This is a genomic window from Nocardiopsis sp. iso_40 (genome assembly GCF_056173285.1).
Genome location: NZ_CM149666.1, coordinates 4,066,691 through 4,079,317 on the forward strand (window position 1 = coordinate 4,066,691; position 12,627 = coordinate 4,079,317).

At 71.6% G+C, this 12,627-nt stretch carries 14 protein-coding genes; 5 read left to right on the forward strand and 9 right to left on the reverse strand.

Annotation, left to right across the window (positions count from 1 at the left end; genetic code table 11):
* Nucleotides 1-166: 166 nt before the first annotated feature.
* From hisF to hisD, 7 genes are all read right to left on the reverse strand, one after another.
* On the reverse strand, nt 167-940 hold the full coding sequence (hisF, locus tag AC0VYD_RS17690; protein WP_191272276.1) for an imidazole glycerol phosphate synthase subunit HisF: 774 nt from the start codon (nt 938-940) through the stop codon (nt 167-169).
* Nucleotides 937-1,695 (reverse strand): bifunctional 1-(5-phosphoribosyl)-5-((5-phosphoribosylamino)methylideneamino)imidazole-4-carboxamide isomerase/phosphoribosylanthranilate isomerase PriA, encoded by a 759-nt coding sequence (priA, locus tag AC0VYD_RS17695; protein ID WP_475476621.1) that lies wholly within the window; start codon nt 1,693-1,695, stop codon nt 937-939. The genes hisF and priA overlap by 4 nt, the downstream gene beginning before the upstream one ends.
* Before the next feature lie 53 nt (nt 1,696-1,748).
* Complete coding sequence (hisH, locus tag AC0VYD_RS17700; RefSeq protein WP_475476622.1) at nt 1,749-2,402, reverse strand: imidazole glycerol phosphate synthase subunit HisH; 654 nt, start codon at nt 2,400-2,402, stop codon at nt 1,749-1,751.
* A 17-nt stretch (nt 2,403-2,419) separates the two neighbouring features.
* Nucleotides 2,420-2,581: a hypothetical protein gene (locus AC0VYD_RS17705; protein WP_473038864.1), complete on the reverse strand. Its 162-nt coding sequence runs from the start codon at nt 2,579-2,581 to the stop codon at nt 2,420-2,422.
* Nucleotides 2,582-3,175, reverse strand: coding sequence for an imidazoleglycerol-phosphate dehydratase HisB (hisB, locus tag AC0VYD_RS17710; protein WP_452541780.1), 594 nt, complete (start codon nt 3,173-3,175; stop codon nt 2,582-2,584).
* A gap of 40 nt (nt 3,176-3,215) precedes the next feature.
* Complete coding sequence (locus AC0VYD_RS17715; protein WP_475476623.1) at nt 3,216-4,313, reverse strand: histidinol-phosphate transaminase; 1,098 nt, start codon at nt 4,311-4,313, stop codon at nt 3,216-3,218.
* Between the two features lie 175 nt (nt 4,314-4,488).
* Nucleotides 4,489-5,802 carry a histidinol dehydrogenase gene (gene hisD / locus AC0VYD_RS17720; protein ID WP_475476624.1) on the reverse strand — a complete coding sequence of 438 codons (1,314 nt, stop codon included), beginning with the start codon at nt 5,800-5,802 and terminating at the stop codon, nt 4,489-4,491.
* A gap of 251 nt (nt 5,803-6,053) precedes the next feature.
* Between hisD and AC0VYD_RS17725 the strand changes: the two genes are divergently transcribed.
* The 4 genes from AC0VYD_RS17725 (at nt 6,054) to AC0VYD_RS17740 (ending at nt 10,111) form a co-directional block, all read left to right on the forward strand.
* A complete protein-coding gene (locus AC0VYD_RS17725) occupies nt 6,054-6,614 on the forward strand; it encodes a ferritin (protein WP_475476625.1) in 561 nt (186 codons plus the stop codon).
* Between the two features lie 165 nt (nt 6,615-6,779).
* Entirely contained in the window at nt 6,780-7,562 is a 783-nt protein-coding gene (locus tag AC0VYD_RS17730; protein ID WP_475476626.1) for an LON peptidase substrate-binding domain-containing protein, read from the forward strand.
* A 57-nt stretch (nt 7,563-7,619) separates the two neighbouring features.
* Complete coding sequence (ybaK, locus tag AC0VYD_RS17735; protein WP_473038859.1) at nt 7,620-8,102, forward strand: Cys-tRNA(Pro) deacylase; 483 nt, start codon at nt 7,620-7,622, stop codon at nt 8,100-8,102.
* Nucleotides 8,103-8,242: 140 nt separating this feature from the next.
* Nucleotides 8,243-10,111 carry an AMP-dependent synthetase/ligase gene (locus tag AC0VYD_RS17740; protein ID WP_475476627.1) on the forward strand — a complete coding sequence of 623 codons (1,869 nt, stop codon included), beginning with the start codon at nt 8,243-8,245 and terminating at the stop codon, nt 10,109-10,111.
* A 9-nt stretch (nt 10,112-10,120) separates the two neighbouring features.
* Here AC0VYD_RS17740 and AC0VYD_RS17745 read toward each other — a convergent pair whose 3' ends face one another.
* Nucleotides 10,121-10,906: a hypothetical protein gene (locus AC0VYD_RS17745; RefSeq protein WP_475476628.1), complete on the reverse strand. Its 786-nt coding sequence runs from the start codon at nt 10,904-10,906 to the stop codon at nt 10,121-10,123.
* 78 nt (nt 10,907-10,984) lie between these two features.
* Between AC0VYD_RS17745 and AC0VYD_RS17750 the strand changes: the two genes are divergently transcribed.
* A complete protein-coding gene (locus AC0VYD_RS17750; protein WP_475476629.1) occupies nt 10,985-11,518 on the forward strand; it encodes a DinB family protein in 534 nt (177 codons plus the stop codon).
* 75 nt (nt 11,519-11,593) lie between these two features.
* Here the strand turns inward: AC0VYD_RS17750 and AC0VYD_RS17755 are convergent, their stop codons facing one another.
* Nucleotides 11,594-12,469, reverse strand: a complete 876-nt coding sequence (locus AC0VYD_RS17755) for a PadR family transcriptional regulator (protein WP_475476630.1) — start codon at nt 12,467-12,469, stop codon at nt 11,594-11,596.
* Nucleotides 12,470-12,627: the final 158 nt, after the last annotated feature.

Genomic DNA, 12,627 nt, shown 5'->3' on the forward strand with positions numbered 1-12,627 from the left:
ATGGCTACTGGCTCCCCTGTAGGGCTTGCAAGACGGCATCATGCTCACACGGATCACGGTTGGGTTAACGTAACGCCACGCCAGGGCAACGCTCTGTATGTTTTGGGTAAGGGTCGGCCCCGGACCGGGACCGGTCCGGGGCCGACTCGTCGGGAGGCGGGTACCGCTAGCGCACCGGGTACCCCGCCTGCCTGAGGCTCCTCTTCACGTCGGCGATGGTGAACTCGCCGAAGTGGAAGACCGTCGCGGCCAGCACCGCGTCGGCGCCCGCCTCGACCGCGGGGACGAAGTGCTCCACCGCGCCCGCGCCGCCCGAGGCGATCAGCGGGACGTCGACCCGCGACCGGACGGCCCGGATGAGCTCCAGGTCGAACCCGGCCTTGGTGCCGTCGGCGTCCATGGAGTTGAGCAGGATCTCCCCGGCACCCAGCTCCGCGGCGCGGGCGCACCACTCCAGCGCGTCGGTACCGGTGCCCCGGCGCCCGCCGTGAGTGGTCACCTCGAAACCGCTCGGAGTGGGCTCGCCGCCCTCCCGCACGCGGCGCACGTCGGCGGAGAGCACCAGGACCTGGCGACCGAACCGCTCGGCGATCTCACCGATCAGTTCGGGGCGGGCGATCGCTGCGGTGTTCACCCCGACCTTGTCGGCGCCCGCGCGCAGAAGCCGGTCCACGTCGTCGGTGGTGCGGACCCCTCCCCCGACGGTCAGCGGGATGAACACCTGGTCGGCGGTGCGGCGCACCACGTCGTAGGTGGTCTCGCGGTTGCCGCTGGAGGCGGTGACGTCGAGGAAGGTGAGCTCGTCGGCTCCGCCGCCGTCGTAGGTGCCCGCCAGCTCGACGGGGTCGCCCGCGTCGCGCAGGTTCTCGAAGTTGACGCCCTTGACGACGCGTCCGGCGTCGACGTCCAGGCAGGGGATGACGCGGATGGACAGGCTCACCGGACCGCTCCCCCCACCGTGGCGAGGGCGTCCTCCAGGGTGAAGGCGCCCTCGTACAGGGCGGTGCCCATGATGGCCCCCTCCACGCCCAGCGGGACCAGCCCCGCGATGGCCTCCAGGTCGGCGAGGCTGGACACGCCTCCGCTGGCGACCACCGGCTTGTCGGTACGCTCGCACACGGTGCGCAGCAGGTCCAGGTTGGGACCCTTGAGGGTGCCGTCCTTGTTGACGTCCGTGACCACGTAGCGGGCGCAGCCCTCGGCCTCCAGGCGGGCGAGCGTCTGGAGGAGGTCGCCGCCGTCCCGGGTCCAGCCGCGGGCCGCCAGGGTGGTGCCCCGCACGTCGAGGCCGATAGCGATCCGGTCGCCGTGCTCGGCGATGATCTTCGCGCACCACTCCGGGTTCTCCAGGGCGGCGGTGCCGATGTTGACGCGTGTGCATCCGGTGGACAGGGCCGCGGCCAGCGACTCGTCGTCGCGGATGCCGCCGGACATCTCGACCCTCACGTCGAGGCGGCCGACGATGTCGCGCAGCAGGTCGCGGTTGTGGCCCCGGCCGAAGGCAGCGTCCAGGTCCACCAGGTGGATCCACTCGGCCCCGGCGCTCTGCCAGGCCGCGGCCGCCTCGTAGGGGTCTCCGTACTGTCCGCCGGACCCGGCCTTGCCCTGGACGAGCTGGACGGCCTGCCCGCCCGCCACGTCCACGGCGGGCAGCAGTTCGAGTGCGGGGGTCGACGGGGTGGGCTCGCCGGTCATAAAGCCTTCTCGTGCTCGGTTCGGTACAGGATGGATACGGCTACTGGGTGCGGCTACAGGGTGGAGACCCAGTTGGCCAGGACGCGCGCCCCGGCGTCCCCGGACTTCTCCGGGTGGAACTGGGTGGCGCTGAGCGGTCCGTTCTCCACGGCGGCCACGAACGGCTCGCCGTGCTCGGACCAGGTCACCCGGGGTGAGCGGATGCGGTCACTGCTGGCGGTGAAACCCCAGTGGCGGACCGCGTAGGAGTGCACGAAGTAGAAGCGCTCCTCGGGGCCGACGCCCGAGAACAGGCGCGAGCCCTCGGGCGGGGCCACGGTGTTCCAGCCCATGTGCGGCACGACCGGCGCTTGCAGGCGCTCGACCGTGCCGGGCCACTCGCCGCAGCCCTCGGTGGCGCGGTCCTCGGCCTGCACGTCGGCCTGCTCGATCCCGCGTTCGAAGAGGACCTGCATACCCACGCAGATCCCCAGGACGGGGCGCCCCCCGGCCACACGGCGGCCGATGATCCGGTCGCCGCCCGCGGCCCTGAGGCTGGCCATGCAGGCGCTGAAGGCGCCCACGCCCGGGACGACGAGCCCGTCGGCGTCCAGTGCGGCGTGCGGGTCCGAGGTGACGGTGACGTCGGCGCCGGTGCGTTCCATGGCGCGTTGGGCCGAGCGGAGGTTGCCCGACCCGTAGTCGAAGACGACCACTCGTGACGGCATCAGGTCCGTCCCTTCCGTTAGAGGTAGCCGAGCCGGAGGACCCCGGAGGCGGCGGCGAGCGCCACGCAGCCGGCCAGGGCGAGGGCGAGGACACGGTTGACGCCCCACATCGCGTACACGCCCCCGGCGAGGAACCCCGCGAGCACGAGCAGGGCCAGCCCCCAGATGTCGGTGTCCATCTACAGGACGCCCTTGGTGGACGGGACGCCGGTGACCCGCGGGTCGTCCTCGGTGGCCAGGCGCAGGGCGCGGGCGAAGGCCTTGAACTGTGCCTCGACGATGTGGTGGGCGTTGCGGCCGTAGGGCACGCGGACGTGCAGGGCCACGCGGGCCTGGGCCACGAAGGACTCGAAGATGTGCCGGGTCATGGTGGTGTCGTAGTCGCGGCCGATGACCGGGGCCATGCCCTCGGGTTCGGTGTGCACCAGGTAGGGGCGGCCGGAGACGTCGACGGTGACCTCGGCGAGGGCCTCGTCCAGGGGCACCTTGGCGTCGGCGAAGCGGCGGATGCCGGCCCGGTCGCCGAGCGCCTCGCGGAAGGCTGCGCCCAGGGCGAGGGCGGTGTCCTCCATGGTGTGGTGCGAGTCGATGTGCAGGTCGCCCTCGGTGCGCACGGTCAGGTCGAACAGGCCGTGCTTGGCGAGCTGGTCGAGCATGTGGTCGAAGAAGCCGACGCCGGTGGAGACGTCGGCGACCCCGGTGCCGTCCAGGTCGACCTCGACCAGGACCTTGGTTTCCTTGGTTGCGCGTTCGACGCGCCCGGTGCGGCTCATGGTGCCAGATCCTCGGTAGTGCGGTTGTGGGCTGTGGTGGTTACCGGCCGGTGGCCGTCAGCAGGGCCGTGCGGAAGGCGGCCATCTCGTCGGGGGTGCCGACGGTGACGCGCAGCCAACCGGGCGGGCCGACCTCGCGGATGAGGACCTGCTGGTCCAGCATGTTCTGCCAGACCCGGGTGCGGTCCTCGAACTCACCGAACATGACGAAGTTGGCGTCGGAGTCGGCGACGGAGAAACCCTGTGCGCGCAGCCATCGGACGAGGGAGTCGCGTTCGGCGCGCAGGTCGGCGACGGCTCCGAGGAGTTCGTCGGCGTGGTCCAGGGCCGTGGTGGCGACCGCCTGGGTGACGGCGGACAGGTGGTAGGGCAGCCGGACCAGTTGGAGGGCGTCGACCACGGCGGGGTGTGCGGCCAGGTAGCCCACCCGCGCGCCGGCCATGGCGAAGGCCTTCGACATGGTGCGCGAGACGATGGTCCGCGGGTGGTCGGCGAGCACGGTCAGGGCACTGGGGGTGCCCTCGCGGCGGAACTCGGCGTAGGCCTCGTCTACCACCACCACACCGGGAGCCGCCCGGGCGATGCGCTCGATGTCAGCGATCTCCAGGGCGGTACCGGTCGGGTTGTTGGGCGAGGTCAGGAAGATGACGCTGGGCCGGTGCTCGGCGACGGCCCTGAGCGCGGCCTCCACGTCGATGCGGAAATCGGCGTCGCGGGGCACCGACACCCAGCCCGTTCCGGTGCCCCGGGCGATGATCGGGTGCATGGAGTAGGAGGGTTCGAAACCCATCGCCGTGCGGCCCGGGCCGCCGAAGGCCTGGAGGAGTTGCTGGAGGATCTCGTTGGAGCCGTTGGCCGCCCAGACGTTGGCCGCGGTCAGGTCGTGGCCGAGGTAGGCGGCCAGGCCCTCGCGCAGTCGGACCGCGTCGCGGTCCGGGTAGCGGTTGAGCCCCAGGGCGGTGTCGGCGACGGCCTCGGCCAGGGCCTTGGCCAACCGCGGGGAGGGCGCGTGCGGGTTCTCGTTGGTGTTGAGGACCACCGGCACGTCCAGCTGGGGTGCGCCGTAGGGCGAGCGCCCGCGCAGGTCGTCGCGCAGGGGCAGGTCGTTCAGGGTGAAGCTCACTGGTTTCACACTCATGGTCGGTTGTGGCGGCGCGGACGCACGGGGCCGCCGTGGTCGCGGTGTGCCCCGTGGCCGGTCCGCTCCGCCGGGCGGCCTTCGGCTGTGTTGATCTGTGGCCTCCGCTTCGCTTCGGCCGGTGTCCGGGTGTCTGGAGGGGTGGGGCCCTCGGCGCCCGGACGGCACCCCCTGGCTAAGGTGTGGCCCCTCCCCCGGCACGGCCGGTGCGGGCGGCGACGGCCTCGCCGTGTGCGGGCAGGTCCTCGGCCTCGGCCAGGGTGATGACGTGGTGAGCGACGTCGGCCAGCGCGTCACGGTCGTACTCGACGATGTGCACCCCGCGCAGGAAGGTCTGCACGCTCAGGCCGCCGGTGTGGCAGGCGCAGCCGCCGGTGGGCAACACGTGGTTGGAGCCCGCGGCGTAGTCGCCGAGGGAGACCGGCGAATGGTCGCCGACGAAGACCGCTCCGGCGTTGCGCACGCGCGCGGCCCACGCCGGGGCGTCGGCGGTCATGATCTCCAGGTGTTCGGCCGCGTAGGCGTCGACCACGGCCAGGCCCTGTTCGAGGTCGTCGACCAGGACGATGCCGGACTGCGGGCCGGAGAGGGCCTCACGGACGCGGTCGCTGTGCTTGGTGGCGGCGACGCGCGCGGCGAGTTGTTCGGTGACCGCCTCTGCGAGCGCCTCGTCCGGGGTGACCAGGACCGAGGCCGCGACGACGTCGTGTTCGGCCTGGCTGATGAGGTCGGCCGCGACGTAGTCGGGGTTGGCGGTGGAGTCGGCGAGGATCGCGATCTCGGTGGGGCCGGCCTCCGCGTCGATGCCGATGACGCCCTTGAGCAGTCGTTTGGCGGCGGCGACCCAGATGTTGCCGGGGCCGGTGACCATGTCCACGCGTGCGCAGTCAGCCGTGCCGTGGGCGAACATCGCCACTGCCTGGGCGCCGCCGACCGCGTACACCTCGTCGACGCCGAGCAGTGCGCAGGCGGCGAGGATCGTCGGGTGGGGCAGGCCGCCGAACTCCTTCTGGGGCGGTGAGGTGACCGCCAGGGAGGACACGCCCGCCTCCTGGGCGGGGACGACGTTCATGATGACGCTGGACGGGTAGACGGCGCGGCCGCCCGGCACGTAGAGGCCGACGCGGTTGACCGGGATCCACTTCTCGGTGACGGTGCCGCCGGGCACGACCTGGGTGGTGTGGGTCCGGCGCCGCTGTTCGTGGTGGACCTTGCGGGCGCGGTGGATGGACTCCTCCAGCGCCGCGCGCACGGCGGGGTCCAGTTCGGCGAGTGCGGTCTCGAGGGCCGCACCGGGGACGCGGATGTCGGTGAGCCGCACGCCGTCGAAGCGCTCGGTGAGTTCGATCAGGGCCTCGGTTCCGCGATGGCGCACGTCCTCGCAGAGGGGTCGGACGCGTTCGGTGGCGTCCGCCACATCGATTTCGGCGCGCGGAAGCGCTTCGCGCGGGTCGCCCTGGGAGCCTCGAAGGTCGATTCGACTGATCACGTCCCCAGTCTAGGGGGCTTCGCCCGACCCGTGGGTGACGGCGTCCGGATGATGGACACCACACCCGCACGACCGGCGCGAACCCCTGCTTCGACAGACATCCGCGCACACTCCCCCGCAAACAAATCAAATAAGCTCGCCCTAAGTTTGGAACACCTAACCTAATCAAGCACAAGAAAGGCTTGCCTAACCATTCTCAGCCCCTTTTCGGGCGTTTCGCAAAATGCCTTTGAATGAGTTATCGTAGCGGCATGACTTCGAACAAGACCAGCGATAGCAGCCTTTCCAAGTTCCACCGCCTCCTGGTTGACCAGGTGCGGCACGAGTTCACGGCCTCGCACCAGTACGTGGCGATCGCGGCCTGGTTCGACGACCAGGACCTGCCCCAGTTGGCCAGGGTCTTCTACGAGCAGTCCCTCGAGGAGCGGGACCACGCGATGATGATCGTGCGGTACCTCCTCGACAGCGACGTGACGTTCACCCTTCCCGGCGTGGACGAGATCGAGACCGATTTCGCCGTCGCCCGGGACCTGGTCGCCCTGGCTCTGCGGCAGGAGCGCGAGGTGAGCGACCAGTTCCAGCGCCTGGCAAGGGTCGCCCGTGACGAGGACGACTACACCGGCGAACAGTTCCTCCAGTGGTTCATCCAGGAGCAGGTCGAGGAGGTCGCCAAGATGTCGACCCTCCTCAACGTGGTCGACCGGGCCAACGGCAACCTGTTCGACGTGGAGACCTTCGTCGCCCGCGACATGCCCAGCGAGGACCACGGCAGCCAGGGTGCGCCCGGGACCGCCGGCCCCACGGTCTCCTGACCCGCCACCCGCCGTTTCCACAGCGTCCGCGGGCGGCCCGGCCCGGTCCCGAGGGCCCGGCCGGGCCGCCCGTCGGTGTACGCCCGCCCGGGCTCGCGGGCCCGGACTCGCCGCACCGCGCGCCCGGATCCGCGCGCTCCCGGCCTGAGGGGCCATACTGGGACCATGCCAGAGGCAATGCCGATCTTCCCGCTGAACACCGTGTTGTTCCCCGGTATGACGATCCCTCTCCACGTCTTCGAGCAGAGGTACCGTCGGCTGGTCTCGGAACTGCTCGGCCCCACCCTGGCCGGAGGCGAACCGGGCGGCCGTGAGCGCGGCCCGGCCCGGTTCGGCGTCGTGTGGATCGAACTGGGGCACGAGGTCGCCAGCGAGTCCGGGCAGGGTGCGGGCGGCGCGGACACCGGGGTGCCCAGCACCGCCGGTTCCAGCACCCACCCCACGCTCCCGCTGGTCAGCGCGACCGGCTGCACGGCCGTGGTGCGGGACGTGCGCACCTACGAGGACGGCCGCTACGACCTGGTGATCGAGGGCGGAACCCGGTTCACCGTCACCGACCTGTCCGAGGTCGACGCCTCCTCCCCCGACGACTACTCCACCGCCTCGGTGGCGCTGCTGCCCGAACTGCTGGGCCCCGACGCCGAGGAACACGCGGAGCAGGTGCGGGACATGTACGAGGTGTACTGCCAGCGGCTGTCCTCCATCGGGATGGCCCCCGAGACCTCGCGTGACCTGCCCCGTGACGCGATCGCCCTGTCCCACGCGGTGTCGGCCTCGATCGTGCTGGACCAGGCGGAGAAGCAGCGTCTGCTGGAGGCCGAGGACGCGGCGACCCGGCTGGCCGTGGCCGCTCGCTTCCTGCGCAGGGAGAACCGCATCGTGGCCACCCCCACCCTCCCCAATCTCCCCGCGGGTCCCTTCCTCAACAACGGCGTCTCCTTCAACTAGGGCGGTAACCTGCCCGGAGGGTTCGACGTACCGAGAAGTGGAAGGCCCAGGTACCCCATGAGTGGAAAAGCCACGCCCGCGACCGTGGCCGCCGGTAGGACCAAGACCACCTACACCCTGCACCCCTACGAGGTGGCGGGCGGTGACGGCCACTCCTACGGAGCCGACGCCGCCGACGCGATCGGTGTGCCCCGCGAGCAGGTGTTCAAGACACTGGTCGCCGAGGTGGACGGCGTGTTCACGGTGGGCGTCGTCCCGGTGAGCACCTCGCTCGACCTCAAGGCCCTGGCCGCGGCGGTCGGGGGCAGGCGGGCGGTCATGGCCGAACCGGCCCGGGCCGAGAAGATCACCGGGTACGTACGCGGCGGGATCAGCCCGCTGGGGCAGCGCAAGCGGCTGCGGACGGTGATCGACTCCTCCGTCACCGGGCTGCGCGCGGTCTACGTCTCCGCCGGACGCCGGGGACTGCAGATGGAGCTGACCCCCAAGGACCTGATCGCGCTGACCGAGGCGGTCACCGCCCCGATCGGCGCGGCCTGACCGGCGCACCGGACCGGTCCTGATGCCTGGCGGTGTCTCCGCCCCCGTGCCGGAATCCCCTGGGACACAGGGGCGGCGGACCTCAGCTGACGCGGCCACCGAGTATTGCCGCCCTTCCTACCCAGGGGTAGTTTTGTGACATGGACAACACCCCATCCCCCTTTCGGTCCGTCCCCGACATGTTCGCTTCCCGCGTCGCCGAATCCGGCGACCGGGAGGCGTTCAGCTATCCGGTCCCCTCGCCCACCGGCTCCGGCGAGAAGTGGGAGACCCTCACCTGGACCCAGACCCGTGACCGCGTGCGCGACATGGCACTGGGCCTGCACTCGCTGGGTGTGACCTCACAGGCCCGCTGCGCGATCGCCGCCAACACGCGTGTCGAGTGGATCCTGGCCGACCTGGCGATCCTGTGCGCGGGAGGGGCGTCCACCACCATCTACCCCTCCTCGCCCCCGCCCGACTGCGCCTACATCGTCTCCGACTCCGGCAGCATGGTGGCCTTCGCCGAGAACGACGAGCAGGTCGCCAAACTGAGGGGGCAGCGCGGTGCCATGCCCGGACTCTCCAGGGTCATCGCCTTCGAGGGCGACGCCGGGGGTGACGACGACTGGGTCATGAGCCTGGCCGAACTGGAGGCCAGGGGTGCCGAGCTGCACGCGGAGAAGCCGGAGCTGTTCGGCGAGCTGGTCGCCTCGGTCAAACCGGACCACCTGGCCACACTGATCTACACCTCCGGGACCACCGGCCGCCCCAAGGGGGTACGTCTGGACCACGCCAACTGGCTGTACGAGGCCGAGGCGCTCAGGATCATGGACGAGGAGACACGCGCCCGGGGCTGGGAGATGCTGACCCCGGACGACGTGCAGTACCTGTGGCTGCCCCTGGCCCACAGCTTCGGCAAGGTCATGCAGGTCAGCCAGTTGCGCATCGGCTACAAGACCGCGGTGGACGGCCGGGTCGACAGGATCGTGGACAACCTGGCCGTCGTACGGCCGACCTTCATGGCGGCCGCCCCGCGCATCTTCGAGAAGGTGTTCAACAGGGTGGTCATGCAGGCCAAGGAGGGCGGTCCGACCAAGTACCGGATCTTCCGGTGGGCCGTCGGCGTGGGCGACCGCGTGGCCCGGGTGAAGGAGGACGGCAGGGAGCCCACCGGACTGCTGGCCGCCCAGCACCGGATCGCCGACCGTCTGGTGTTCGCCAAGCTGCGCGCCCGCTTCGGAGAACGCCTGAAGTTCTTCGTGTCCGGCAGCGCGCCCCTGGCCCCGGAGATCGGCCGGTTCTTCTACGGCGCCGGGATCACCATCCTGGAGGGCTACGGGCTGACCGAGACCTCCGCCGGCGCCTTCCTCAACCGGCCCGGCCAGGTGCGCTTCGGCACCGTGGGCATGCCCCTGCCGGGGACCGAGGTCAGGATCGCCGAGGACGGCGAGGTCCTGCTGCGCGGCGGCAGCGTCATGCGCGGCTACCACAACCTGTCCGGGGCCACCGAGGCCGTGCTCGACGAGGAGGGCTGGTTCGCCACCGGCGACATCGGGGTGCTGGAGAACGGCCGGCTGCGGATCACCGACCGGAAGAAGGAACTGATCAAGACCTCCGGTGGCAAGTACGTGGCGCCCCAGAGCATCGAGAGCCGGTTCAAGTCGCTGTGCCCCTACGTCGGCAACCTGGTCGTGCACGGCGACCGCCGCCCCTACTGCGTGGCCCTGGTCACCCTGGACCCCGAGGCGATCGGGGCCTGGGCCGAGGCCAACGGCCTGGGCACGCTGAGGTACCCGGGCCTGACCAGGGACCCCAAGGTCCGGGCGATGGTGCAGGAGGCCATCGACGAACTCAACGAGGACCTGCCCCGGCACGAGACCATCAAGGACTTCGCCATCCTGCCGAGTGAGCTGACGGTGGAGCAGGGGGAGATCACGCCGAGCCTGAAGATGCGGCGGAGAGCGGTGGAGGAGAGGTACCGCGACCTGCTCGACGGGATGTACGAGGGCTCCGTCCAGTCCCTGTGAGGGCCGGACTCAGCCCCGTCGTCCCTCCGGGCCGGGGTTGTCCCCCTCCGCTGCGACCGGCGACTCCTCGACCTCGGCGGAGGGGGTCGCCGCCGTCCCGGGCGGCCCCTGGGGGCGCGAGTCCCGCGGGTGCGGGTCCTGGGTGCGCGGGCCGGAGGCGTCCGGTCCGCGGTCGGGCCCGACGACGTCGTCGCCGATCTTGCCCCCGGCCCCACCGATCCCGTTCCCGCCCTGGGAGCGAGCGGGTTCTGGGACGCCGGGCTGGTCGCCGCGCAGCAGGCTGAGGGCGTCCAGGAGACCGTACTGGAGGACGTACACGAAGGGCCACACCACCAGGAAGGCCGTGGCCTGGAGTTGGAGGGCCGCGGTGACCGTGTCCCCGGGGTCGGCAGCCAGGACCGCCTCGCGGGCGGGGGCGTCCAGGGCGGTCCCGATCCGCCAGACCAGCAGGGACGCCGCCGCGGAGCCGAGGAAACCCGAGATCAGACCGGTCAGGCGCAGGTCCTGGAAGCGCTTGCGGGCCAGGGAGAACTGGGCTACGTAGGCGCCGTAGCCGGTGACGAGCCCGGCCGCCGCGGTGATCAGGACGAAGTAGCCCTCACCGGCGAAGACGTCCTCGGAAGCACCGGTGAAGACACCGCCCCCGTCCAGGGCCACCACCTCGGGGCGAGGCGCGAGCCACCACCACAGCGGTCCCAGGAGTGCTCCCAGGAGGACCGAGCCCCCGAGGAAGGCCGCTCCCACAGCCAGTCCGCGCCCGGGCCCCGCCGCTCCCGTACCGCTCTGTTCCGCCATCACCCGCTCCTCGCCGTCGCCGCCCGAGCCTGCCGAAAAACAGTGGATACCGGGCATGACCCGAAGGACAATACCGCCATGAGCGACAAGAGCAGCCCCCTGACCCCGTCCGAGCGTGTCGATCCTCCCATGGCAGCCGACGAGCGCACGATGCTCCTCGCCTGGCTGGACTGGCACCGGGCCACGGTACACAGCAAATGCGCCGGCCTGGCCGACGGGCTCTCCGCCTCCGCCCCGCTGCCGACGTCACCGATGTCCACCATCGGCGGGATCGTGTCCCATCTGCGCTGGGTGGAGGCGTTCTGGTTCGAGGTGGTGATGCTCAACCAACCCGACACGGCGCCCTATTCGGCCCAGGACCCCGACGGGGAGTTCAGGGCCGGGGCGCAGCGCCCCCTGGACCAACTCCTCGCCGAGTACGCCGCCCAGTGCGAGCGCTCCCGGGAGATCACCTCCCACCTGGAGCTGGGCAATTCCTCCCGCCGGGTCCCGGACCGCAGGGGGCGGACGACCCTGCGCTGGGTGCTCATGCACATGATCGAGGAGACCGCCCGGCACAACGGGCACCTGGACGTCCTGCGGGAGCTCGCCGACGGCGTCACCGGGGAGTAGGGGCGCGCCGCACCGGGGCCTGGAAGGGTGTGCGCGCCGTCCCGGACCCCGGTGCCGTCGTGTACCGGCGGGGGTTCAGCCCCGCCGGGCGCCCCCGGCCGAGCCGGGAGGCCCGCCACCGGGCTCCCCGGTGTCCGCCGGGTCGGCGGGGACGTCCTCCTCGGCCAGGATCAGGTAGAGGCCGCGCCGGGTATCGGACAGGAGCCGTTTTGCGCGTTCGAGCTGATCGGCGGTGCCGGCCTGGGCGACCTGGGAGGCCGCGGCCGCGAGCTGGTAGGCCAGGTTGCCGACCTCCTCGTAGTGGGATCGGGCGTCCGCGTAGGCGTCGGCGCCCGCCTCCCACGGCGGGGTGAGTTCGGCGCCCCGCTCTTCGAGGTAGGCCACGCCCTCCTCGGTGAGCTTGTAGGGGCGTCGGCGGCCCTGCCCCTCGGCCTGCTCGACCAGGCCCTCGTCCTCCAACTGCTGGAGCATGGGGTAGACGGAGCCGGGGCTGGGGCGCCAGCTCCCTCCGCTGCGTTCGCGGCCCTCACGGATGATCTCGTAGCCGCTGCGTTCCTCCTCCGCCAGGAGCATGAGGATTCCGGTGCGCACGTCGCCGCGTTTGGCCCTGGGGCCGCCGCGGCGCCGCCCGCCCCGGCCGCCGCCGGGGCCGCCCCCGTACCCGAACGGGCCGCCGGGTCCGAAGGGGCCGCCGGGGCCCATCGGCCCACCGGGCCCGAAGGGACCGGCGGGGCCCTCCCACGGCGGTCCCGGCGGGGGCGGGGGTCCCGATGGCCCCGGCGGGGGCGGGGGCGGCGGGTGCCCGAACCCGTCCCGCCGGGAGCCGTGGTGGTCGTCGTGCCCGAGGTGCGCCCGGGGGGCGCCGGTGGGCCGCCAGGCCCAGGGCAGCCGGGGGCGCCCGGTGCGCCGCCCGCCCCAGGACCAGGGCCCGGGAAGTGCCATGGCAGTCATGTCGTTCTCTTCTCTGTAGACATTCCGCGACAGTCCTTCACTGTCTCGATAGATCAAAGATATATCTTTAACTATCGCCCGACAAGGGTTCGGACACGGAAAAGGCCCCCGTGTGCATCACCGCACACGGGGGCCGGGACCAGCCGACGACGGCCCCA

Bases quoted from the DNA above. Each gene is read 5' to 3' on its own strand.
- priA (WP_475476621.1), bottom strand. From the start codon at position 1,695: ATGACCGGCGAGCCCACCCCGTCGACCCCCGCACTCGAACTGCTGCCC.
- hisH (WP_475476622.1), bottom strand. From the start codon at position 2,402: ATGCCGTCACGAGTGGTCGTCTTCGACTACGGGTCGGGCAACCTCCGC.
- AC0VYD_RS17705 (WP_473038864.1), bottom strand. From the start codon at position 2,581: ATGGACACCGACATCTGGGGGCTGGCCCTGCTCGTGCTCGCGGGGTTC.
- hisB (WP_452541780.1), bottom strand. From the start codon at position 3,175: ATGAGCCGCACCGGGCGCGTCGAACGCGCAACCAAGGAAACCAAGGTC.
- AC0VYD_RS17715 (WP_475476623.1), bottom strand. From the start codon at position 4,313: ATGAGTGTGAAACCAGTGAGCTTCACCCTGAACGACCTGCCCCTGCGC.
- AC0VYD_RS17725 (WP_475476625.1), top strand. From the start codon at position 6,054: ATGACTTCGAACAAGACCAGCGATAGCAGCCTTTCCAAGTTCCACCGC.
- AC0VYD_RS17730 (WP_475476626.1), top strand. From the start codon at position 6,780: ATGCCAGAGGCAATGCCGATCTTCCCGCTGAACACCGTGTTGTTCCCC.
- ybaK (WP_473038859.1), top strand. From the start codon at position 7,620: ATGAGTGGAAAAGCCACGCCCGCGACCGTGGCCGCCGGTAGGACCAAG.
- AC0VYD_RS17740 (WP_475476627.1), top strand. From the start codon at position 8,243: ATGGACAACACCCCATCCCCCTTTCGGTCCGTCCCCGACATGTTCGCT.
- AC0VYD_RS17745 (WP_475476628.1), bottom strand. From the start codon at position 10,906: ATGGCGGAACAGAGCGGTACGGGAGCGGCGGGGCCCGGGCGCGGACTG.
- AC0VYD_RS17750 (WP_475476629.1), top strand. From the start codon at position 10,985: ATGAGCGACAAGAGCAGCCCCCTGACCCCGTCCGAGCGTGTCGATCCT.
- AC0VYD_RS17755 (WP_475476630.1), bottom strand. From the start codon at position 12,469: ATGACTGCCATGGCACTTCCCGGGCCCTGGTCCTGGGGCGGGCGGCGC.